At 49.6% G+C, this 22,367-nt stretch carries 19 protein-coding genes; 4 read left to right on the forward strand and 15 right to left on the reverse strand.

Going from position 1 to position 22,367, the window contains the following annotated elements; translation table 11 throughout:
* Positions 1–622 (reverse strand): zinc ribbon domain-containing protein (locus QZ375_RS00590; RefSeq protein WP_295214037.1); only part of this gene is annotated, 622 nt, incomplete at its 3' end.
* 522 nt (positions 623–1,144) lie between these two features.
* Between QZ375_RS00590 and QZ375_RS00595 the strand changes: the two genes are divergently transcribed.
* Together QZ375_RS00595 and QZ375_RS00600 are read left to right on the forward strand one after the other, a co-directional pair.
* A complete protein-coding gene (locus QZ375_RS00595; protein WP_295214038.1) occupies positions 1,145–1,819 on the forward strand; it encodes a response regulator transcription factor in 675 nt (224 codons plus the stop codon).
* Positions 1,816–3,528, forward strand: coding sequence for a HAMP domain-containing sensor histidine kinase (locus QZ375_RS00600; protein ID WP_295214039.1), 1,713 nt, complete (start codon positions 1,816–1,818; stop codon positions 3,526–3,528). Before QZ375_RS00595 ends, QZ375_RS00600 begins: the two co-directional genes overlap by 4 nt.
* Before the next feature lie 217 nt (positions 3,529–3,745).
* On the opposite strand, the gene serS is transcribed toward QZ375_RS00600, so the two are convergent.
* The 13 genes from serS to rpmH all read right to left on the reverse strand — a co-directional run bounded on the left by serS (position 3,746) and on the right by rpmH (position 17,367).
* Complete coding sequence (serS, locus tag QZ375_RS00605; protein WP_295214040.1) at positions 3,746–5,029, reverse strand: serine--tRNA ligase; 1,284 nt, start codon at positions 5,027–5,029, stop codon at positions 3,746–3,748.
* Between the two features lie 65 nt (positions 5,030–5,094).
* Positions 5,095–5,931, reverse strand: coding sequence for a ParB/RepB/Spo0J family partition protein (locus QZ375_RS00610; RefSeq protein ID WP_295214041.1), 837 nt, complete (start codon positions 5,929–5,931; stop codon positions 5,095–5,097).
* Entirely contained in the window at positions 5,928–6,749 is an 822-nt protein-coding gene (locus QZ375_RS00615) for a ParA family protein (protein ID WP_295214042.1), read from the reverse strand. Before QZ375_RS00615 ends, QZ375_RS00610 begins: the two co-directional genes overlap by 4 nt.
* Before the next feature lie 384 nt (positions 6,750–7,133).
* Positions 7,134–7,952, reverse strand: a complete 819-nt coding sequence (locus QZ375_RS00620; protein WP_295214043.1) for a ParB/RepB/Spo0J family partition protein — start codon at positions 7,950–7,952, stop codon at positions 7,134–7,136.
* A 370-nt stretch (positions 7,953–8,322) separates the two neighbouring features.
* The gene (gene rsmG / locus QZ375_RS00625; RefSeq protein WP_295214044.1) at positions 8,323–9,030 is read right to left on the reverse strand and encodes a 16S rRNA (guanine(527)-N(7))-methyltransferase RsmG; all 708 of its coding nucleotides are present in this window, start codon (positions 9,028–9,030) and stop codon (positions 8,323–8,325) included.
* On the reverse strand, positions 9,027–10,910 hold the full coding sequence (gene mnmG, locus QZ375_RS00630; protein WP_295214045.1) for a tRNA uridine-5-carboxymethylaminomethyl(34) synthesis enzyme MnmG: 1,884 nt from the start codon (positions 10,908–10,910) through the stop codon (positions 9,027–9,029). The genes rsmG and mnmG overlap by 4 nt, the downstream gene beginning before the upstream one ends.
* A 601-nt stretch (positions 10,911–11,511) precedes the next feature.
* Complete coding sequence (gene mnmE, locus QZ375_RS00635) at positions 11,512–12,876, reverse strand: tRNA uridine-5-carboxymethylaminomethyl(34) synthesis GTPase MnmE (protein WP_295214046.1); 1,365 nt, start codon at positions 12,874–12,876, stop codon at positions 11,512–11,514.
* Between the two features lie 76 nt (positions 12,877–12,952).
* Positions 12,953–13,789 carry a Rossmann-like and DUF2520 domain-containing protein gene (locus QZ375_RS00640; protein ID WP_295214047.1) on the reverse strand — a complete coding sequence of 279 codons (837 nt, stop codon included), beginning with the start codon at positions 13,787–13,789 and terminating at the stop codon, positions 12,953–12,955.
* A 138-nt stretch (positions 13,790–13,927) separates the two neighbouring features.
* The gene (gene jag, locus QZ375_RS00645; protein ID WP_295214048.1) at positions 13,928–14,923 is read right to left on the reverse strand and encodes an RNA-binding cell elongation regulator Jag/EloR; all 996 of its coding nucleotides are present in this window, start codon (positions 14,921–14,923) and stop codon (positions 13,928–13,930) included.
* A 127-nt stretch (positions 14,924–15,050) separates the two neighbouring features.
* The gene (locus tag QZ375_RS00650) at positions 15,051–16,199 is read right to left on the reverse strand and encodes a YidC/Oxa1 family membrane protein insertase (RefSeq protein WP_295214049.1); all 1,149 of its coding nucleotides are present in this window, start codon (positions 16,197–16,199) and stop codon (positions 15,051–15,053) included.
* Between the two features lie 9 nt (positions 16,200–16,208).
* Complete coding sequence (gene yidD / locus QZ375_RS00655) at positions 16,209–16,487, reverse strand: membrane protein insertion efficiency factor YidD (RefSeq protein ID WP_295214050.1); 279 nt, start codon at positions 16,485–16,487, stop codon at positions 16,209–16,211.
* Positions 16,484–16,852 carry a ribonuclease P protein component gene (gene rnpA / locus QZ375_RS00660; RefSeq protein WP_295214051.1) on the reverse strand — a complete coding sequence of 123 codons (369 nt, stop codon included), beginning with the start codon at positions 16,850–16,852 and terminating at the stop codon, positions 16,484–16,486. Before rnpA ends, yidD begins: the two co-directional genes overlap by 4 nt.
* Before the next feature lie 380 nt (positions 16,853–17,232).
* Positions 17,233–17,367 carry a 50S ribosomal protein L34 gene (gene rpmH / locus QZ375_RS00665; protein ID WP_084194420.1) on the reverse strand — a complete coding sequence of 45 codons (135 nt, stop codon included), beginning with the start codon at positions 17,365–17,367 and terminating at the stop codon, positions 17,233–17,235.
* A gap of 657 nt (positions 17,368–18,024) precedes the next feature.
* Between rpmH and dnaA the strand changes: the two genes are divergently transcribed.
* Together dnaA and dnaN are read left to right on the forward strand one after the other, a co-directional pair.
* Positions 18,025–19,395, forward strand: a complete 1,371-nt coding sequence (gene dnaA, locus QZ375_RS00670; RefSeq protein WP_295214052.1) for a chromosomal replication initiator protein DnaA — start codon at positions 18,025–18,027, stop codon at positions 19,393–19,395.
* 1,070 nt (positions 19,396–20,465) lie between these two features.
* Positions 20,466–21,572 carry a DNA polymerase III subunit beta gene (dnaN, locus tag QZ375_RS00675; protein ID WP_295214053.1) on the forward strand — a complete coding sequence of 369 codons (1,107 nt, stop codon included), beginning with the start codon at positions 20,466–20,468 and terminating at the stop codon, positions 21,570–21,572.
* On the opposite strand, the gene QZ375_RS00680 is transcribed toward dnaN, so the two are convergent.
* Positions 21,535–21,867, reverse strand: coding sequence for a hypothetical protein (locus tag QZ375_RS00680; RefSeq protein ID WP_295214054.1), 333 nt, complete (start codon positions 21,865–21,867; stop codon positions 21,535–21,537). The genes dnaN and QZ375_RS00680 overlap by 38 nt on opposite strands.
* Positions 21,868–22,367 lie beyond the last annotated feature (500 nt).

Here is a 22,367-nt window from a genome sequence, read left to right on the forward strand (position 1 = left end):
GGATCACGTTTGCCGGTGTCGGCGTGGAAGCCGGCGAAGATTCCTGTGCGGAAACAAACCGTGTGCCGCAGCTGGTACAGAACATTGCGCCGGGCGTTCTGGGCTTTCCACAATTCTGGCACAGTTCCACACCTGCGGCAGGCTGGGTGTAACCGGGCTGAGATGCTGCCGCCTGCTGTGCCGCTGCCTGCCGGGCTGCTGCTTCTGCTTCTCTGGCAGCACGCTCTGCGGCTTCCTTTGCTGCACGTTCTTCCGCAAGCTGTTTTCCAACAGGATTCTCTGCGCCGCACTTGGTGCAGTACAGGACAGTTTCCGGGATCTCTGCGCCGCAGCCCTGGCAGATCAGAAGGTGCTTATTCCTTCGGATCTGCTCCCGGTATTCCTCTATTTTCTGCTGGCTGGCAGCAATGGCGTCCAGATATTCCTGGAATGCTGGTTCTGCATCCTGTTCGTGCAGTTCCGCATACTTCTTGCCCATATTCAGATAGGCAGCATTGATCGTGCGTTCCTCGTCGTTGATCATGCCGTTCAGGCGGATGGTATCCGTCGAGGTTTTTGTCTTTTCCACGACTGTATGGGTGGTGTCTGTAATGGTCTTTCCGAGCTTATCAAAAAATGACATATACTCCTCGCTTTCTGTGGTCTGTCTGACCGTTTCTTCCTGGGGGCAACCCTACACAAAGAAAACTTATACAGACCAGTGCCTGTGCAGCAGTGCACCTGCCGCAGCCTATGAATGCCTCCCTCTGTGTACCGCAGAAATATGACCCGGTCTTTCCAGAATATTTCTGCCGTTTACAGACAGATAATGTTACTCTATATTATACTATACTTCATGATATCTTGCAAGCTTTTTTCCGGTTTTTTCACATATTTTTCGAATTCATGGTCTTACACCGCCGCACCCGGTAAAGCTGTATATTTTTTTATGGCGAAAATGATTTGCAGCACTTTCTTGATTTTTCCGGGAATATGTGGTATGCTGAATAAAGCTTCGCTATTCTTGTTTGAACATGCTCTAATCACCTTAAGCTTATTTCAATTTATTTGCAGTACAATGAACATGGGAAACTTGATAGGGCAATATTGCGCAAAGCCGACAGATGTTCTTTGTGCGGTATTGCCATAAGAAAGGATGATGACCTTGAACATACTGGTAGTCGAGGATGAAGTACAGCTTGCGGACACTCTTGCCGAGATCCTCAAACGTAACAAATACAATGTAGACGCTGTCTTTGACGGCGAGGATGGTCTGGAATATGCACGGACTGGCATCTATGACTGTATTCTGCTGGATATTATGCTGCCAATACGCAGCGGCATTGAAGTGGTGCGCATTCTCCGTGAGGAAAAAATATCCACTCCAATTATGCTGCTGACAGCGAAATCAGAGGTAGAAGATAAGATCCAAGGGCTGGACTGCGGTGCTGACGATTATCTGACAAAACCCTTTTCCACCGGCGAGCTTCTGGCACGGATCCGTGCCCTCACCCGGCGCAAAGGCGAAGTGGAAGTGGATCATCTTCACTTTCACGAATTGATGCTGAATCGCCAGACCTATGCTCTGACCCAGGGGGACAACAGCATGAAGCTCAGTCTCAAAGAATATCAGATCATGGAGATCCTCATGTCCAACCCCGGACAGATCATGCCAAAGGAACGCTTTATTGAAAAGATCTGGGGCTATGAGAGTGATGTGGAGTATAACAACATTGAGGTCTATATTTCCTTCCTGCGGAAAAAGCTGGCTGCGATCCAGTCCACGGTACAGATCCGGACAGCCCGGGGCATCGGCTATTTCCTGGAGAAAAAAGCATGATCCGGCGTGTACGGCGGCAGTTTATCCTGATCACCATGGCCATGCTGACAGCGCTGCTGATGGTTCCTCTGGTGGCGCTCAATGTGATCACAGAAGCTATGAGCTATAATCAAACACGGGATCTGCTGGAGCAGATCGCCATCAGTGAGGCTGCCATACAGGAAAATGAATTCGATCCCCCCGATAACATGCCGCCGGATCAGCCAGAACCAAAGGCACGGGAAAATCAGAATTTCACTGCGGTCACCACTGCTGTCATCACTTCTGATAACACTGCGATCCAGACCATGACAATGACAACAGAAGCTGCCCGGACGAAAGCTTCCCAGACAGATCCTCAGCGTCCCATAGAAACCAAACCGGTTCAGACAAAACCACCAGTGACGACAACAGCGCCTGTTTCACGTGAAACAACACCCCGTATGACATCCACCGCACCCCAGTACACCAAACCGGAACAGACACTGCCTCCGAGACCTGATCCAGAAGAGCCGGATCATCCGGAAGAGCCCTGGCATCCCTATGATGAATGGGATCCATATAAACCGGAAGATCCATGGTATGACGCTGTACAGGATGCTTACGATGCCGCACCTATGGCAATGCTTTGTACTCCTGAGCATGTCGCTATTTCCAGGCTCTCATCGGTTACTGCAACAACCGCAGCAGATACAGAAAAAAAGCAGAATGAACGTCTGATGTACAAAAAGGAAAATTCTGTCACAATTGACCACTTTCTCTGTTTTGCTGATGAAAACGGCAATCTGACCCACATGGACGGCACGGATACCTATTCTCGAGAGGACGGGCAGATGCTTCTGGATCATGTCGTGAAAAAAGGCGAGACTGACGGAAATTATGAGCAGCTGCAATTTTTTCGCAAGGATTTCACCGGCGGTTTTGTTGTGGTTTTTTCCGATCGAAGTGCAGATCATCTTTTGCTGAAACAGCTGCTCTCCGTGAGTATTCTGGTGTTTATCCTCATGGAAGGCGTGGTATTTTTTCTCACCATGATCCTGACCAAACGAGCCATGCGCCCTATGCAGGAGACTTTTGAACGGCAGCGGCAGTTTATTTCCGACGCCGGGCACGAACTAAAAACGCCTTTGACGATTATTTCTGCCAACACGGATATTTTACAGGATGAGATCGGACCGAATAAATGGCTCAGTTACATTCAGTCCCAAACGGAACGGATGCGCACCCTCGTCAGCGATATGATGAACCTGACCAAGCTGGAAATGGGCAATCCACGGAAGGATTTCACATCATTCTCCCTCAGTGCAGCTGTTTCCAGTGCAGCGCTCCCCTTTGAGAGCCAGGCATTTGAACAGGAAAAAACGCTGACCTTGGAAATTCAGGAGGATTTGCAGTATACGGGGAATATGGAACAAATTGTGCAGCTGGTGGCGATTTTTATTGACAATGCCATCAAGTACAGCGATGAGCACGGCGAGATTCGAGTGACGCTTCAGCAAATCCGAGACAAGAAAACCCTGAAGATATTCAACACGGGAAAAGGTGTTACAGAAATTGAAAAGGAGAAGATCTTTGAGCGGTTCTACCGGAGCGATTCCTCACGGGCACGCCGGACAGGCGGTTACGGACTGGGCCTTTCCATTGCAAAGAGCATTGCAGACACCCATCGAATCAAGATCCAGGTGGAATCTGAGTATGAGCATTGGATCTGCTTTATACTGACGTTTTGAATTGCTTTTTCGCAAAGTGATTTTCCACACTTTTCAACAATCGAAAAATTTCCAAAAAATAAAACCACCGAAATCTACGTGATTTCGGCGGTTTTTTATATTTTTAGATCATCTGGTTTTCCACAGCGAAAGTTTAAAATGTGGAAAACCATGTTTATACAAGGCTGCAAATCCTCACGCCGCAGGCGGCAATGAAGTTTTTTGATCCAACCATTTTTTATTCCGGACGGATGCAGTCTGTAAACATGTAACGCTGAAGCGGCTCCGGAATACGGATAGAACCGTCTTCGTTCAGATTATTCTCCAGGAATGCAATGAGCATACGAGGCGGTGCGACTACAGTATTATTCAAAGTATGGGCAAAATACTTGTTGCCGTCCTTATCCTTGACACGAATGCCCAGACGTCTTGCCTGTGCATCTCCCAGATTGGAGCAGCTGCCCACTTCAAAATACTTCTTCTGACGAGGAGACCATGCTTCTACGTCAATGCTCTTGACCTTCAGGTCAGCCAGATCGCCAGAGCAGCACTCTAGTGTGCGCACCGGAATATCCATGCTGCGGAAGAATTCCACGGTATAGCCGTACATCTTATGGAACCAGTCCATACTCTCCTCCGGCTTGCAGACAACGATCATTTCCTGCTTTTCAAACTGGTGAATCCGGTATACACCACGTTCTTCAATACCGTGTGCACCCACTTCTTTCCGGAAGCAGGGAGAATAGCTGGTCAGAGTCTTAGGCAGTTCCTCCTCCGGTACAATGGTATCAATGAACTTGCCGATCATGGAGTGTTCGCTCGTACCGATGAGGTAGAGATCCTCGCCCTCGATCTTGTACATCATGCCTTCCATTTCCGCAAAGCTCATTACACCGGCAACCACATTGCTGCGGATCATAAAGGGCGGAATGTAATAGGTGAAACCCTTGTTGATCATGAAGTCACGGGCATATGCCAGAATGGACGAATGCAGGCGTGCAATATCACCGCAGAGATAATAAAAGCCGTTGCCGCTGGTTTTCCGGGCAGCGTCAATATCAATGCCGTGAAGCTTTTCCATAATATCCACATGATAGGGCACTTCGAATTCCGGCACGAAGGGGTCACCGAAGCGTTCCACTTCCACATTCTCAGAATCGTCCTTGCCGATTGGAACAGAATCGTCAATAAAGTTCGGGATCACCAGCATGATCTCCCGAATACGTGCGGACAGCTCTGTCTCCAGCTTTTCCAGTTCCTCCAGCTTATCGCCGATTGCACCAACTTCTGCCTTAACTGCTTCTGCCTCATCCTTTTTGCCCTGTCCCATGAGTGCGCCGATCTTCTTGCTGATGGTTTTCCGCTGGCTGCGCAGTTCATCGCCCTGCACCTTTGCCTCACGGAATTTCTTATCCAGATCTGCTACTTCATCGACCAGAGGCAGCTTGTCGTCCTGAAACTTTTTGCGAATGTTTTCCTTTACTTTTTCCGGGTCATTCCGGATCCATTTGATATCGATCATGGTTGCTTTTCCTTCCTATTTTCAGGGAGCATCCTCCCGTTTTATATTTGTTTCACGTGAAACACTTATTCTTTTGTCAGCCGCTGCGCCAATGCTGCCAGGTCATCCTTATCATAAAATTCCAGATTCAGCGTGCCCTTATTTTTCCCATAAGACACAGAAACACGCCGTCCTAGACGAGCTTCCAGGCTGATCTCGATCTCCGTAAAGAAGCTGTCCTCCTTAATAAAGGGCTGAGGTGCAGTCATTTTCGCCTCATTGGCGGCAATTTTCTCCACCGCACGCACCGTCAGCTTACCCTGAGATGCTTTCACCGCCGTATCCAACAGCAGATCATCGTCATGTATTCCCAGCAATGCACGGGCATGTCCGGCACTCAAGTCTCCCTGTTCCACCATTTTCTTGATGCCAAAGGGCAGCTTCAGCAGACGCAGGGAATTTGCCACTGCGCTCCGGGATTTTCCCACATGCTTCGCCACTTCATCCTGGGTCATGCTGAACTTTTTCATAAGCTGATCGTAGCCGTTTGCCTCTTCCATAGGGTTAAGGTTTTCCCGCTGCAAATTTTCGATGAGGGCAATTGCCATAGTTTCCTCATCCGACAGCTCCCGGATCACTACAGGCACTTCATCCAGCCCCAGCATTCGTGCCGCACGCCAGCGGCGTTCTCCGGCGACGATCTGATAATTTAGTCCCAGAGGGCGCACCAGAATGGGCTGGATCATGCCGTACTGCTGAATGGAATCTGCCAGCGTTTGAATGGATTCTTCACTGAACTGCTTTCTGGGCTGATCCCGGTTTGGTTCCAGTTCCGAAAGACGCAGTGTTTTTTTCACCTGCACATCGGCAGCATTTTCATCATAGAGAAAATCCAGACCACTGCCCAATCCGCCAATTGTCATTCGCTTTCACGCTCCCTTTTCTTTCCGAATACCAGCATACGCCGCTTTTTCTCCGGCGGCTTTTCTCCCAGAAGCTCCATGCCAAGCTGCATATATGCCTCTGCGCCCTTGGACAGCCGATCATAATACATAACCGGCTTGCCATGGCTGGGCGCTTCCGAAAGCCGCACATTCCGGGGGATCTTTGTCTGGAATACCTTTCCCGGAAAATACTTTTCCACTTCTTCTTCCACCTGCCGTGACACATTCAACCGCGGGTCAAACATGACGAACAAAATTCCGCCGATATCCAAAGTGGGATTATAATTGCTGCGCACCACTTTAATTGTATTAGTCAGCTGAGACAACCCCTCCAGGGCGTAGAACTCCGCAAGCATGGGGATCAGCAGCTTGTCAGCTGCTACCAGTCCATTGATCGTGAGCAGACCCAGCGCCGGCGGACAATCAATGAGGATGTAGTCATAATCCAGCTTACAAGTCAGCAGCTGCATTTTCAGGCGATTCATGCGGTTGTCCATATTGGACAACTCCAGCTCTGCCCCGGCGAGAGTATTTCGTGCCGGCAGGATGCTGACGTTTTCAAAAGCAGTCCGCACGATTGCCTCCTGGATGCTGTTTTTGCCGATGAGCACCTCATAGGACGAAGCTGTCAGATGCTTTTTCTTAATGCCAAATCCCGTCGTGGTGTTGCCCTGGGGGTCAATATCCACACAGAGCACCCGTTTTCCCCGAGAACCGAGATAAGCGCCCAGGTTCACAACTGTTGTGGATTTTCCCACGCCGCCCTTCTGATTGGCCACTGCATACACCATACTCACGCTGTTTCTTCCTTTCTGCGCATAAACTTTAAGGGCAATACCGCACAAAGATTGTGCGTCAGATGTACTCTACGAGTATAAACTTCGTCAGATTTTTCGTCAGATGAGACAAAAAGCGCAGTGAATACCCACGGGCACAAGTACTTTGTGTATTCACGAGCATTTTTGTGAAATATGACGGAAAAGATGCAAGCATATGACGTGCAGAGCCGTCAGGCGAGCTTTGTGCGGTGTTGCCTCAGGTTATTTCTTTTATTATAGCATGATTTCTGCCGGTTGTAAAGGCTTTGGGGAAATTTTTTAGGAAAAAGAGCAAGAAATTGTTTCACGTGAAACAAAAAAAGCAGGGCAGCGTTTCACGTGAAACATTGCCCTTGCTAAGTTTTATTTTTTCTCCCCAATGGGAATCCGCACCCGGTATTCGATATAATCATCCCGTTGGATCTTCTGAGAATCCGCCTTGATACCAGCAGCCTGCATGGTTTCGACGGCTTTGGTGATGGTATTTACAAAGATCCGCACATTCTGGAACACCTTGCTGCGTTTTTTATAGCTTTCCCGGCTTTTTTTCTGCCCGATCATCTCCTCCACGGCGGCTTCAGTTTTCTCCACGTTCAGATTCTGCTTGACGACTTTTTCCAGAACTGTCAATCGTTCGCTGGGAGACGCCAGCCGAAGCAATGCCCGGGCGTGGCGTTCGGTGAGGTTGTATTTCATGATGACCTCCCGTTCCTCTCCTGTCAGGCGCAGCAGACGCAGTTTATTGGCAATGGTACTCTGCGCCTTTCCCAATTTTGCAGCCGCATCCTCCTGTGTCATGCCATAGTATGTAATCAGCTTTTCAATGGCACTTGCCTCATCGAAAAATGACAGATCCTGCCGCTGAATATTCTCTACCAGTGCCATAATGGCAGAATTCCGGGAACTGATATCCAGAATAATACAGGGCACAGCGTGCATTCCTGCCAATTTTGCCGCACGGAGACGGCGTTCTCCGGCAATCAGTTCATAACGGTCGCTGCCCCGGCGGACGGTCAGGGGCTGTAGGATGCCGTTCTGCATAATGCTTTCTGCCAGTGACTGGATATCTGCCAGGTCAAATTCCGTCCGGGGCTGGTGGGGATTGGGAACGATCTCACTGATCTCCACTTCGACAATACGGTTGATGGGTTTCTCACGGGTGAATGTTAAAAATCCTGCCATAATAACTTCCTTTCGCAATGGGCGTTTCCCTCTGTAGTTTTATTGTAACAGATTCGGGAAATGATTGCCAGAGAAAAAAAGTTGGGTTTTCACGGAAAAAGTCAGGATTTTCGGAGATTTCTTTTATAAATCTCCACGGTTCGGGAGATTAACGCAAATTATGCAAGCACATCTTGTCAAAATCTGCGATAATTTTTTTTGCATAACCAAACGCCGCAGGCGGCAATGAAGTTTTTTGATCCAGCAATTTTTCAAAAATGCTGGCAGAGTCCAGGGCTGCTCGTCCTGGACCTCGCCAGCTGGGCTCAGCTGGATCAGCAGCTTGGGCTGCCTTATTGGAGATGGGAAAGTGATTGTTCTCTTTTTGTGTTTAAAGTGGTTTCTTTTTGATTTTGTCGCTTCTTCGGGGATATTTTGTTGGCGTTGCTGTCTCTTTTTCCACAACGATCAGCCGACGCTCTCCTGCCTGCTCCAGCGTATAGCTTTCCTCAGAAATTACCTTTCCCCCAAGCAGTGCAATGGCATTTTCTGCGGTTTCTGCTGTTTCGGACGGGCCTTTCATTGCCGCAAATCTGCCGCCTATTTTCACAAAAGGCAGACAATATTCCGTCAGCACCGGCATTGCCGCCACGGCACGGGCTGTGGCAAAGTCGAACTGTTCCCGATACGCTGGATCCTGGGCACCATCCTCCGCTCTGGCATGTACACAGCGTACATTCCCCAGCCCCAACAGCTCCGCTGTATGTTCCAGAAACCCAATACGCTTTTGCAGGCTGTCCAACAGTGTAATTTGCAGATCCGGACGTAAAATTGCCAATACCATCCCCGGAAAACCTGCACCTGTTCCCACATCAATGCAGCTTATTCCCAAAGGCAGGGAAACTTTTTGCAGCAGCACTGCACTGTCCAGAAAGTGCTTCGCCCAGACCTCCTCCGGCTCTGTAATGGCGGTGAGATTCATGTGGGCATTGGTTTCCACAAGTTCTTTTAAATAGGTGGAAAACTGTTGAAAGTGAGTCTCGCACAAAGGTAATCCAGCTCCGGCAAAAATTGCTTTTGCCCTTTCGTAAGTCATCATGTCCTGCTTCCCTCCTGATTTGCCGTATCCCAGACCATGAGCACGGAAATATCCGCCGGGGATACGCCGGAAATACGGCTTGCCTGCCCCAGATTCTGGGGACGGTGAGCGTTCAGTTTCTCTGCCGCCTCCAGCCGTAACCCACGCACAGTGGTATAATCCAGATCTTCCGGCAGTTTCATATTTTCCAGCTTCCGCATACGCTCGATCTGTGCCAGCTGCTTGCTGATATACCCCTCATATTTGATCTGAATCTCCACCTGTTCCCCGATAACCGCCGGCAATTCCGGACGCTCCGGGTCAAAGGGAGCGATGATATCATAATTCAACTGAGGACGGCGAATAAGATCCGCTGCCTTACAGCCTGTGGAAAGTGCAGCAGTGCCGTGTTCCTCCAAAAAAGCGTTCAGTTCTTCGGAAGGTGCCAGATTGGTCTTTTCCACACGTTTTCGCTCCTGTTCCACAAGGCGGTATTTTTCTACCATAGCACCATAGCGCTCCTCAGAAACCAACCCCAGTGCATGTCCCAAGGGCATCAGCCGCCAATCTGCATTATCCTGGCGAAGAATCAGACGATATTCGCTGCGGGATGTCATCATACGATAAGGATCCTCACAGCCTTTTGTGACCAGATCATCCACCAGCGTACCAATATAAGAGGATGCACGATCCAGCACAAAAGGCACTTTTCCCTGCACCAGCAATGCCGCATTGATACCAGCAACAAGCCCCTGGGCTGCCGCTTCTTCATAGCCGGAGCTGCCGTTAAACTGCCCTGCGCCAAACAGACCGCTGATCTTCTTACTCTCCAAACTGGCACGCAGCTCCGTAGGATCGACGCAGTCATACTCAATGGCATACGCCGGGCGCATGATCTCCACATGCTCCAGTCCCTTGATGGTGCGCAGGAATGCCAACTGCACATCTTCCGGCAAGGAAGAGGACATGCCCTGCAAATAATATTCCTCCGTCTCCAGACCCATGGGCTCCACAAACAGCTGATGCCGGGGTTTGTCCGCAAAACGCACAATTTTTGTCTCAATGGACGGGCAGTACCGGGGACCGACGCCTTCGATCTGCCCGGAAAACAGAGGGGAACGATGGAGATTTTCCCGGATGATCCGGTGGGTCTCAGCGTTGGTATAGGTGATATAGCAGGAGACCTGATTGTGCATGGCTGAGGCATCGGAACCAAAAGAAAAGGGCACGATTTCTTCATCGCCATCCTGGCGTTCTATGGCGTCAAAATCAATGCTTCGCCGATGGACACGGCAGGGCGTTCCCGTCTTGAAACGACGCATCCGCAGCCCCAGCTGCTTCAGATTTTCCCCAAGAGGGCGGCTGGGCAAAGCGGCATCAGGGCCGCTTTCGTAGGAAACCTGTCCCACATGAATCCGCCCGTTCAGGTAAGTTCCCGTTGCTATTACTACCGCCGACACATCATATTGTGCACCAAGGGAAGTAACAACGCCGCAGACCTTGCCGTCCTGAACCTGAACCTCGGCGATCTCCGCCTGTTTGATCTCCAGATTGGGAGTCTTTTCGCAGATCTGCTTCATGTAATTGTGATATTTCACCCGATCTGCCTGCACACGGAGACTGTGGACAGCTGGACCTTTTCCACGGTTGAGCATACGGCTCTGGAGAAAGCAAGCATCCGCTGCTCTGCCCATTTCGCCGCCAAGGGCGTCAATTTCTCGTACCAGATGACCTTTTGCCGTACCGCCGATAGACGGATTGCAGGGCATGTTGGCGATCTGATCGAGGGATATGGTAAAGAGCACCGTCCGGCAGCCAAGTCGGGCAGAGGAAAGAGCTGCTTCCACGCCGGCATGACCTGCGCCGATCACGGCAACTTCGTAATTTCCCATGTGATACATATTGAATCACTCCTTCGGATTGATAGGTGTTTCACGTGAAACAAAAATTAGAACAGCCAAGGAATATTTTCTAAGTAAGGCTGCCCAAACTGCTGGTCCAGCTGAGCACAGCTGGCGCAGGTCCAGGGCTGCGCAGCCCTGGTCGCCGTCCGCAGACGGCGAAATACCTTGCGCCGTTCTTTCGGCGCACGGAGAAAAGGGGTGAGAAAAGCGACAGCTTTTCGAGGGGAAAGCGAATAAGACCGCTTTCCCCTGTTTCCGCTTAACACGGCTAAAGCCTTTGTAAACGTTCCAGTGGAACGTTTACAACGGAATTTCTTACAATATTATTCTAAATAGCACAAAAGAAACTGGCGCCGGCGAATTCGCTCGTTTCACTCGCTGTTCGCCTGGGTACGCATCGCCGTTGCTGTCTTTTACTGTACTTGTTTTGTGGTAATTCTGAATTTTCGGAACAAAAATTTCTACCTTTATTTTTTGACGGTGACGCGTTTGCTGTTCTGAATTGCACTTTGCTTGTTAGGTGTTTCTTCCTTTTTTCTTTGCTGAAAAGAAAAAAGGAAGCGAAAAAAGAAAAGAGTTCTCGCTGCGCTCGTGTAGGTTACTTGCCTACGCAGAAGCGTGAGAATACATCGTTGACGACGGCTTCGGAAACTCGTTCACCTGTCAGCGTCAGAAGCGCATCTGCTGCCTCTTCCAGCAGCACCGTCACGCCGTCCAACATCTCCCCGGCATCCAACGCTTCCAGTGCCTGCAATATCTGCCCTTTCGCAGTCTCCAAACACTGTTTTTGCCGTGCATTTGCCACAATTCCCAACTCCGGCGTTACCTTCGCCTGATAGAACATCTCCTCCACCGTTTTCCGCAATTCTTCCAGTCCATCTCCAGCCTTTGCTGCCATGAAAATCACATGCCCGAACCGCTCCTGCAAAGTCCGGATGTCCAGCTTTGTCTCCTGGTCAGACTTATTCACAATGGCGATCACCGGCTTCTCCGGCAGCTGCTCCAGCATCCGCAAGTCATCCCCGTCCAAAGGCCTCGTGGTATCAAACACCGCCAGTATCAGATCTGCCGCCTGCAATCGCTCTTCTGCGATCTGCACGCCCATCTGTTCAATGACATCCTCCGTCTCCCGGAGTCCAGCCGTGTCCGACAGCCGCAGCGTCACATTCCCCAGCCGTATCTGCTCCTCCACCACATCTCGTGTCGTACCGGCAATCTCCGTAACAATACTCCGCTGACTTCCTGTCAACAGGTTAAACAGGGTGGATTTTCCCACATTCGGTTTCCCCACAATGACCGCTGATACACCGGATTGCAAAATTCGCCCGTAATCGTAAGTGGCAAGAGTTTCATCCAGCTGCGCCAACACCGGCGCAAGGGCTTCTCTCAGACTCTCCGGCGTTACAGCAGGTATTTCATCCTCCGGATAATCTGCCCATGCCGCAAGATCCCCCAGACTGCGGACAATGCCCTGAGTGATCTGCTGTACCCGATGGTACAGCGCACCATTCTGCTGGGCGTAGGCGAATTCCAGCTCCCGTTTTCCGGCAGCGCCAATGACATCCATGACTGCTTCTGCCTGGGTGAGGGTCATTTTTCCGGCGAGAAACGCCCGTCTGGTGAATTCCCCCGGCTGCGCCGGAACTGCCCCGGCGTGAAGTACTGCACGAAGCAGCTGTTCTGTCACATAAATGCCCCCATGGCAGGAAAGCTCCGCTACATCCTCGCCGGTGTAGCTGTGGGGTGCACGAAAAACGGTGAAAATACCGTCATCCATTTCCCTGCCCTGCTCGTCCAGAAATGTGCCATAGGCACAGGTATAACCCTGCATTTCCGCCGGAATTTTCCCGGAAGCACTGCGGAAACATGCCCCGGCAATGGCAAGCGCATTCTCACCGGAAATGCGTATCACAGCAATGCCGCCGGCAGCGTGGGGGGTTGCAATGGCTGCAATGGTATCCATAGGATTCCTCCTTTTTCTAAGGTAAAAGTGGGCAATCCCACTTGATTTGTTTCAAATCTCTTATGAGAAAACATGCTTATCCTTCCAAAAGCACAGACAATTCACCATAGTCCCTATCGGGATTTTTTTGTTTTGCCACATGGAGCAGACGACGTGACAGCAACCGATAAATCTCCCGTTCCTCTCCCTCTAATGCACAAAGGTGTTTGTTTACAGTAATTTGGTCGGCACGTTCTACAGGCCCAGTAAGTGCTCCGATCACGCCGCATGACGCAATATTTTCGGCGTTGCCTATGAACAGAGATTGCAGCGCATGATCGGCAAAACTTTCACTCAGTCCGCATTCTTTCAGCAGGCCCACAGCGATATCATATAGCCCTGCTACAAGGTTGCTTGCATACACTGAAGCGGCATGGTATTTCACCTTTTGCTCTCCTGAAATCGTCTCCACAGGATTTCCGCAGCTGCGAATCAGGTCAGCCATATCCGACGTATTTTCTCCTTCAATTGTAAAATATGCTTTGGATAAATTCCGATACCCGGTAAACTTATCATTTATGGCACATATAGGATGAATGGAGCACCCTTTTGCACCTTTGCTGCCGATATCCCGAAAAACGCTTGAAGAAAGTGCACCGCTGCAATGGGCAAGCCACTTTCCCTCTATGTGATATTTCGCTATTTCAGAGTAAACATCTTGGATATTCCCATCTGGAACTGTAAGAAACAGAGTATCACTTTCTTTTATGATCTCACTTAATTCGGTGTAACACTTCGTTCCTGTAAATTCTGCTGCTGTTTTTGCAGAGTTCCGGTTTCGGCTGTAATAGCCGGAAACGTATATGTTATGCTCTGTAAAGTATTTTCCCAGCGAAAAGCCCACTTTACCTGCGCCTATTAATCCGATGGTCAATCACATCACCTCTATGAGAACAAGTTCTGATTCTTGCGAGGACAAATACAGTTCACCTCTATACCCATATTCCAAAAAACGGGCTGTTACACGCAGCCCGTTTCTGTGGATATTCAACTGTTTCACGTGAAACAATTCTTATAACTCAATCTTCCCATACAGCCCTGCGTTTAATTCATCCTCTGGCTTGGGCTTCTTATAATCCCGTTCAAAGCTAGTTTTCACGGAATCCAGATTAGCACGCTTGAATTCTTCTGGCTGGCGTTCCCGATAAGGGCGCTTGCCCCCACGGTTCTGACCGCCCTTACCGCCGCGGTTTCCGCCGCTGCGCTTGCCGTTTATAGAAGAAACCACGACCTTCCGGTAAGGATCTTCGCCCACGCTCCGAGAAGTCACGCCTTCGATTTCTGAGATCCGGCTGTGAATGATCCGGCGCTCATAGGGATTCATAGGCTCCAGTGTGGTAGCACGGCCAGTGCGAAGCACGCTGCGTGCAATCTTTTCTGCCAACTGTTCCAGCGTCTTGCGCCGCTTTTCCCGATACCCGTTGCTATCCAGAAGCAAACGGCAATAGTTCTCACTGCCCTTATTCACCAGAATTGATGCCAGATACTGGATAGAATCCAATGTTTCACCACGTCTGCCGATAATCGTACCGCTCTTGGACTGACTGCGCAGCTCCATACGGATGCCGTTTTCGGTGCGCATGGTGGTAATGGTCACTTCAATGCCCATTGCCTGATAAATATCTGCAATATACTGCCGTGCACGGAGCAGATTCGGCGTCATATCCTCTTCTGTCAGAATGGTCTCAATTGCCTCAGATTCCATGCCTCTTGTGGAAGAATCATCCTGCGGAATCACAATTTCTTCTACAGAAGCCACTGCTTCCTGTAACGCAGGCTTTTCCGAAACCTCCGGTTCTGCCGCTGCGGGTGCTGATGCCAGTGTTTCTTCCGGCTCTGCAGGCTCGTACACTGCCTCAACCTGTGCCTCACGTTTTACTTTGCCGAACAACGATTTTTTCGGCTCTTCCAGGATTCGAAATACAATGTTATCTTCTGACACACCGAACTTTTCGGATGCCATCTGCTTTGCCTCTTCGATACTTTTCGCAGTGAAGATCTCTTTCATAACCTGTTCATCCCTTTCTATTCTGTGGGACTTCATTCCCTGTCTCTTTTTTCACGCATTTGTTTCAGAACATTTTCTTAGGCAGCACCGCACAAAGACCGCCTGACGGCTTTGTACGATAATACCCTTACTTCTTCGAACTTTCGCCCTCATCGCTTTCATAGGTCTCGCCGTATTTTTCAGCCATACGCTGCCGTGCGTCCTTCAGAACCTGCTGATTATACTTGGACAGTTCTGAACGGGACATATCCTTTGTCTCTTCTGCATAGCGTTCCCGCTTCTGCTGTCCCTCAGACAGTCCCTGCTGCTGATCCAGCATACGCTGCATAAAGCTCTTCTTGCCGTTGACATACTTCTTCTGCATCTTCTTGTTTTCCTTCTCGCAGAGCTTTTCGATACGCTCTTTGGTGAAGTACATGTTCAGACCAATGGTCTGGAGCAGCGAGAAGAAAGAAGAGCAGACCCAGTAGAAACCAACGCCTGCCGGTACCTGGAATGCAAACCAGACGGAGAAGATCGGCATGATATACAGCATAATATTCATGCAGCCAGCACCGGGCATACCCGGATTGCGCTTCTTCTGGACCACCTGCATATAGATGGTCAGAACCAGCTGGAGCACGCCGGACATAATTGGGATCATAAAGAGTCCCACTGCCGCAGCATTCCACACGTCCGGATGCCAACTAGGAATTTCACCCAGGTTGATCCCGAACAGGCTGAACTTGTCATAAAATTCCGCTATCCGGGAAGAAAAATCCGTGCCAGCGAATACCTGATCAAAAGCACCCGAATCTTGATGATGAGCACTTAAAATAGCAAGCTCTTGCCGGAGGCTTGTCCCCTGCTTTGCCAGTTCGGGGTTGATATTCTGTACCACCTCGAACGCCTTTGCAATGAGATCATCCTTCATTTTCAGGATATAGGACAAAGGCTTGTATACAACGTCCAGAATACCGAACAGGATGAAGAACTGCAAAAACATTGGCAGACAGGAAGCGCCGGGGTTGACGTTTTCCTCCTGATAGAGCTTCATCTGCTCCTCCTGGAGCTTCTGTGCATCGTTTTTATACTTCTGCCGCAGCTTTTCCATCTTGGGGTTGACACGCTGCATCTTCGCTGAATTCATCTGCTGCTTATAAGAAATCGGAAACAGAATCAGCTTTGTAATAATGGTAAACAACAGGATCGCCAGCGCATAGTTGTCCACCCAGTCATAGATCAGACGCATGATCCAGCCGAACGGCTTACCACACAGATCATATAAAAAATCCATAATTTTTGTTTAACCCTTTCTGTTGCGTAATGTGGACTGCGGCTGTCGTTTTCCAAAGACAATCCGTGGCGGATCCAGGTGCTCCGGCACCGGGTCGATGCCGCCGGGACTCCAGGGATGACAGCGCAGCAGGCGACGCAGGGCGAGAAAGCCGCCCCGCAGTACGCCAAACCGCAAAATTGCGGTCTTCGCATAACAGGAACAGGTCGGATAATACCGGCACACAGCCGGTGTCAATCGGGAAAACCTCTGGTAGAGACTGATCAGTGCCGCCGCCAGACGTCTCATTTCGGCTTTCCCCCTTCCGACGGCGGTTCCATCAGTCGCCGGATACGTTTCAGTCCGGTTCCGGCGAGATAGTCACGCAATTGCGTAGAACGTATGCCCACAATAGACGGCAGTGCGACGATGACCAGATCCATTCCCGTGGGCATGAGATGCTCCGTCTCCCGGTATGCCTGCCGGATGACCCGGCGGGCACGGCTCCGCTTTACGGCACAGCCCACTTTTTTTCCCACTGTGATCCCCAGACGGTTATATTTCCGCCGGGTTTTGCGCACATAGATGACCGCATAGGGCGACACGATCTTTTTTCCGCGCTGATACAGCTGTAAAAAGTCCCGGTTTTGATTCAGAATGACCGTTTTTTGCATGGCTCGCACTCCAACCTTGTCTCAGAATATTTTGCCGCTTTGCCGTGGATCTGTCTGCACAAATCTTCATCTGCGGCGGGAGCAAGCCCCCGCCCTACGACAGATTTTTTCCAACACAGAAGGATCACTCCGACAGCCAAATGGATTAAGCGAGACTTGCTCCCGCCGTTTTTCCATTCACATCAAAATCATTCTAGGCATTTTCTTTTTTCTCTGACAAAGCAAAAAGCGTACCCTATCCGCCGCCGGTGCGCCGATCCAGAACCGTCATACCTGCATCATTGCCGGTAAGTGTCTTTTTTCGGCACGCCGGGCTCTTTGGGTACGCTCCTCGAAAAAACAAAAGACCACAAACCAATGGCGTTGTGGTCCGACTTCGATCAGTGGCTCAGTCTTGCTCTGCCCCGTGCTCTTCTGCGAGCTAAAACCTTTCTACCGTTCGCAGTGGCCATTCTCTTCCGGAAGCCATGCACCTTTTTCCGATGAATCTTCTTCGGCTGATATGTTCTCTTCAACCTGGTAACCTCCTTTCCTTGCTCAGGCGGAAAAAATACTTCCGCACAGGATGCTGGAATTGCATACGGCTAGCCGCATGAATCCATTTACCATATATTATAACGGATGTTCCCCTATTTGTCAAGAGATTTCTTTGAAATTTCTTTGTTTTTCACGTTTGGCACTGCAAAAAACAGACAGCCTTCGTCAAATTGACCAAGAAATTTGCCTGCGGCGGTGGAATTGCAGGTGGAAATTTGATTTCCCGGTTGGGGGATTTATGGATATTTGCGGGCAAACGCTGCTGATTTCCAAATCGAAAATAAAGTTTAGGTGGGACGCCGCAGGGGCGAACTGTGTTCGCCCGTTGGAGAGGTATGAATATTTGCGGGCGAACGCAGTTCGCCCCTACAGTGGGTTTTCTTTCGGTTTCCAAAATATAAAAAATCGCTTTCCACCTTTGCACCGATCTCTACTCCACAATTTCCACATGGGAATTTCAGAGAAAATTGAAGTTTTCAACAGAGAAGGGCTTGATTTTCCACAATGAATGTGGTATACTATTATATTATGGACTCCTGTTTTTTAGGGTCTGAAACAACAGCGCATGAAGAATGCCAAATTTGCTGTATGTTCTGCGCTGTCTGCATTGATTTTTGAAGGAGGATTCGCCGCATATGAACTCATTTGACGAAGTCTTTACCCGGGTCAAGCAATACTGTCTGGAGGAAGGCGATATTCCAGAAGTTGCTGTAAAACTCTGGATCTATGCCCTTATCCCTGTCCGACTCGATGGTACGACCGCACTTTTTTCTGTTCAGTCAGAATTCCAGCGTGACGTCATTCTGAATAACTATGAGTCCCTGCTGAAGGAAGCTTTCCTCAGTATTCTGGGCTTTGAAGTAGATATCCGCATCCAGGTGGATGATGAAACAACCATGCCTGCCCATAACAGCCGCAAGCCGAAGGATTTCGACGAACTGGCACGCCGCCACGAGGAGCTGGAGCACAGCTTTGAGGGCGCAAACTATGAATATACATTCGATACTTTTATTGTAGGCGGTTCTAATGAATTTGCCTATGCCGCCTGTACCGCTGTGGCAAAAGAGCCGGGCAAAAATTACAACCCCCTCTTTATCTACGGCCCGTCCGGTCTGGGAAAAACCCACTTGATGCATGCCATTGCCCACGAGGTACACCAGAACCATCCCAATTATAAGATCATTTATGTCACCAGCGAAGAATTTGGAAACGACTTTATTGCCTGCATCAATAACGGCAACACCGCCAATTTCCACGATAAGTACCGGAACGCCGATGTGCTGCTGGTCGATGACGTACAGTTTTTCAGCAACAAAGAAAGCATGCAGGAAGAATTCTTCCATACATTCAATAAGCTCCACGCCGAGGGCAAACAGATCGTGCTGACTTCCGATAAATCCCCCAAGGAACTGAAAACTTTGGAAGAACGAATCCGCAGCCGGTTCGAATGGGGTCTTATCACCGATATCAGCACACCGGATTTCGAGACAAGAATTGCGATCATCCGCCGAAAGGCCGAACTGCTGGATCTGTACATTCCCGACGATGTGTCGGAATTTATCGCAAACCGGCTGAAAACCAATATCCGTCAGCTGGAAGGCGCTGTGAAAAAGCTGAAAGCCCTAAAGCATCTGGCAGGCTCTGCACCGTCCATTTCCATGGCACAGAGCGTCATCAAGGACATCCTCAGCGATGACCAGCCGGTGCCCATTACCGTAGAAAAAATTATCGTGGAAGTTGCCGATGTCTATGGCGTTTCGCCGGAGGATATCCGCAGCAGCAAACGCTCCAGCCAAATCTCCACGGCGAGAAAGGTGGCCATCTATGTGGTGCGGGAGATCACCCAGATGCCGCTTCAGGCCATCGGCACGGAGTTCGGCGGAAGAGATCACTCTACCATCGTTTACTCCATCAGCAACGTGGAAACTGCTATGAAACACGACGAACACCTGAAACAGCTGGTAGAAGATATCATCAAAAACATTCGCAGCAAGAGCCATGGATAAAAATGAGGAATAATGTATCGCCTTCGGCGATGAAAAAAGCAACTTTTCCTAAGATCCTGTTCAGTATCTTTTTACGCACATATCACTAAAACATTCCAACGCCGCAGGCGGCAATGAAGTTTTTTGATCCAGCAATTTTTCAAAAATGCTGGCAGAGTCCAGGGACAGCGTCCCTGGTCGCCGCCCGCAGGCGGCGAAACACCCTGGCGCATCCTTTTGCGCCACGGAGAAAAGGGGTGAGAAAAGCGACAGCTTTTCGAGGGGAAAGCGGACAAGACCGCTTCCTCCTGTGAAACCTCCATTTCAAGCAACATCTTGCAAACGTTCCAGTGGAACGTTTGCAACGAAATTCACCTCCCACCTGCACCTACAATTGCGAACAATTGCGGGCGAACACAGTTCGCCCCTACGTAGTTCCACACCTCAATTCTCACAGTTCTACCACACTTTCCACCCCATCTCCACAACAAGAATCCGCTTTTCCACACCGCTTTCAACAGCTTGTGGAAAACCCATGTGGAGAAAAATCACCCGATATTCCTGTACCATTCCTGACAAGGGAAATTTCTCCTGTGAAAATCCCTGTGGAATCCTGTGCAATGCTTTCTCCACAGACTGTGAATTCCAGAAACGGAATCTCCCTGGTTCTCCACCGATTTCTCCACAAACTTTCCTTTTCCACTCCACAAACTTTCAAGGTCTCCACAGCTGTGAAAATTCTCCACTTTTCCGGAAAGTTTCCACGGCACTGATGTGCAGAAGATCTTTCGCAAATTCCATGCAAAATGGAGATTTCCACAGTTTCCAGCCCCCCTACTACGACTACTATATTTTTATTTGTTTGTTTTGTTGTGTTTTGCAGCTTCGCTGCTTTCTCATAGGGTATGATCTGGACTGTCCTTCTCAGGTGGACAGTTTGTAATTGTACGCCTCTGACGGACAGGCGGAAAATAATACGGATTTTCTATCAAAATAAAAGCGGATACCATCCGCATGTACATGAATGATCCCGAACTTTTTGAAACAGCGAAAACTACGGTTTTCGTAATGTATATAAGGAAGAACAAATTATGTTGAAATTTACTTGTGACAGACAGACATTCTTCACGGCAATTACCCATGTCGCAAAGGGTGTCTCACAGAAATCCACCATTCCGGCGCTGGAACGGTTGAAACTGCGTCTGGATCATGATATCCTGGAACTGACAGGCTATGATCTGGAATTCGGCATTCAGCGCAGTATTGAGGTAGAATCCAGCAGCGTAGGCGAGTTTGTCATTCTCCCTCGTCTGCTTAGTGAAGCTGTCCGCCGGTTTTCCGGAGACAGAGTTACCATGGAGGTAGATGACAATTTCGTGGTAAAATTATTCTGCGATGCTACCGAGTTCCAGATCTCCGCCATGTCGGCAGAGGAATATCCGGCGCTTCCCAGCTTGGATTTGAATGCTGGGATGCAGATCGAACAGCCGGTGCTCAGTTCTATGATCCGCCAGACGCACTATGCAGCGTCTGTCAGCGAAGCAAAGCCTGTACTCACCGGCGAATTATTCGAAGTAGACGGCGATACACTCCATGTGGCTGCGATTGATGGATATCGTCTGGCAGTGCGTCAGGAACCGATTTCCAGCGCAGAGCCGTATCGGTTCGTAGTGCCGAAGCGCACTCTTCTGGAAGTGGCAAATATGCTTCGAGACGAAGCAGAGGAGCTTTGCACCATCTCCGCAGACCGTCGGCATGTGGTGTTCGAATTCAATGGTTATACGGTATTTTCCCGGCTGCTGGAGGGCGAATTCCATAACTATCGCAGCAGTATTCCGTCTACCTTTGACACAGAGATCACCATTGATACTGGTGAACTGACACGCTGTTTGGAACGGTGTTCTTTGCTGATCAGCGGCAAATATAACGCACCGGTGCGCTGCACATTTTCGGGAGATTCTCTGGGAATCTGGTGCAAGACCGGGATCGGCGAGATCAACGACAAGATTCCGGCGCAGATCAGCGGCCCGGATGTGACCATTGGTTTTGATAACCGGTTTTTGTTGGATGCCGTGCGTGCGGCGGATTGCGATCAGATCAAGATCCAGCTCACTGGCGGCAATCGAGTGGCAAAATTGGTGCCGCCGCAGGGAGAAAGCTTTATTTTCCTGTTGATGCCCATCCAGCTGAGGCAATAAATGAAATGAGGAATTCGGAGTTAGGAATGAGGAATGGCGGTATCGCTTTCAGCGATAGATTTGAAAGTAACCTGTAAAAAACGATCGCCGCAGGCGGCAATGAAGTTTTTTGATCCAGCAATTTTTCAAAAATGCTGGTGGGGTCAAGGGGCAAAGTCCCTTGTCGCCGCCGCAGCGGCGAAACACCCCGGCGCATACTTTTGCGCCGCGGAGAGGGTGGTGAGAAAAAGCGATAGCTTTTTCGAGGCGGGGCGAACAAGACCGCTCCGCCTTGTAAACCCTTTTCAGCAAACAAAACCTTGTAAACGTCCCGGTGGGACGTTTACAACGGGGTAACTTCTATTCCTCATATCGTAGCTCTTGATATCCAATATAGCAGTAAATAATATGAAAAATAGGTGCTTTTAGAGCCTGTTCAGCATCTTTTCACACGCATCTTGCTTGCATCCTTTCTGGAAGATTTTGCGAAAATACTCGGAAATCCACAAAGGATTCCCTCCGTTTTTCACTTCATCTCCCAAAAAATCTGACTGTGCAATCTGCGCACGCCCAGATACTGAACAGATTCTTAGGAATTCTTATTATATTTGGTATTAGATTTTCAGTTTTCTCGTTGTAAACGTTCCACCGGAACGTTTACAAAATTGCGCTTTCTCTTCACGGAAACAGGGGGAAGCGGTCTTGTTCGCTTCCCCCTCGAAAAGCTGTTGCTTTTCTCACCCTCTTTCTCCGTGGCGCAGAGTATGCGCCGGGGTGTTTCGCCGCTGCGGCGGCGACCAGGGACGCTGTCCCTGG

Source organism: Ruminococcus sp., assembly GCF_019417665.1.
Taxonomy (GTDB): domain Bacteria; phylum Bacillota; class Clostridia; order Oscillospirales; family Ruminococcaceae; genus Ruminococcus_C.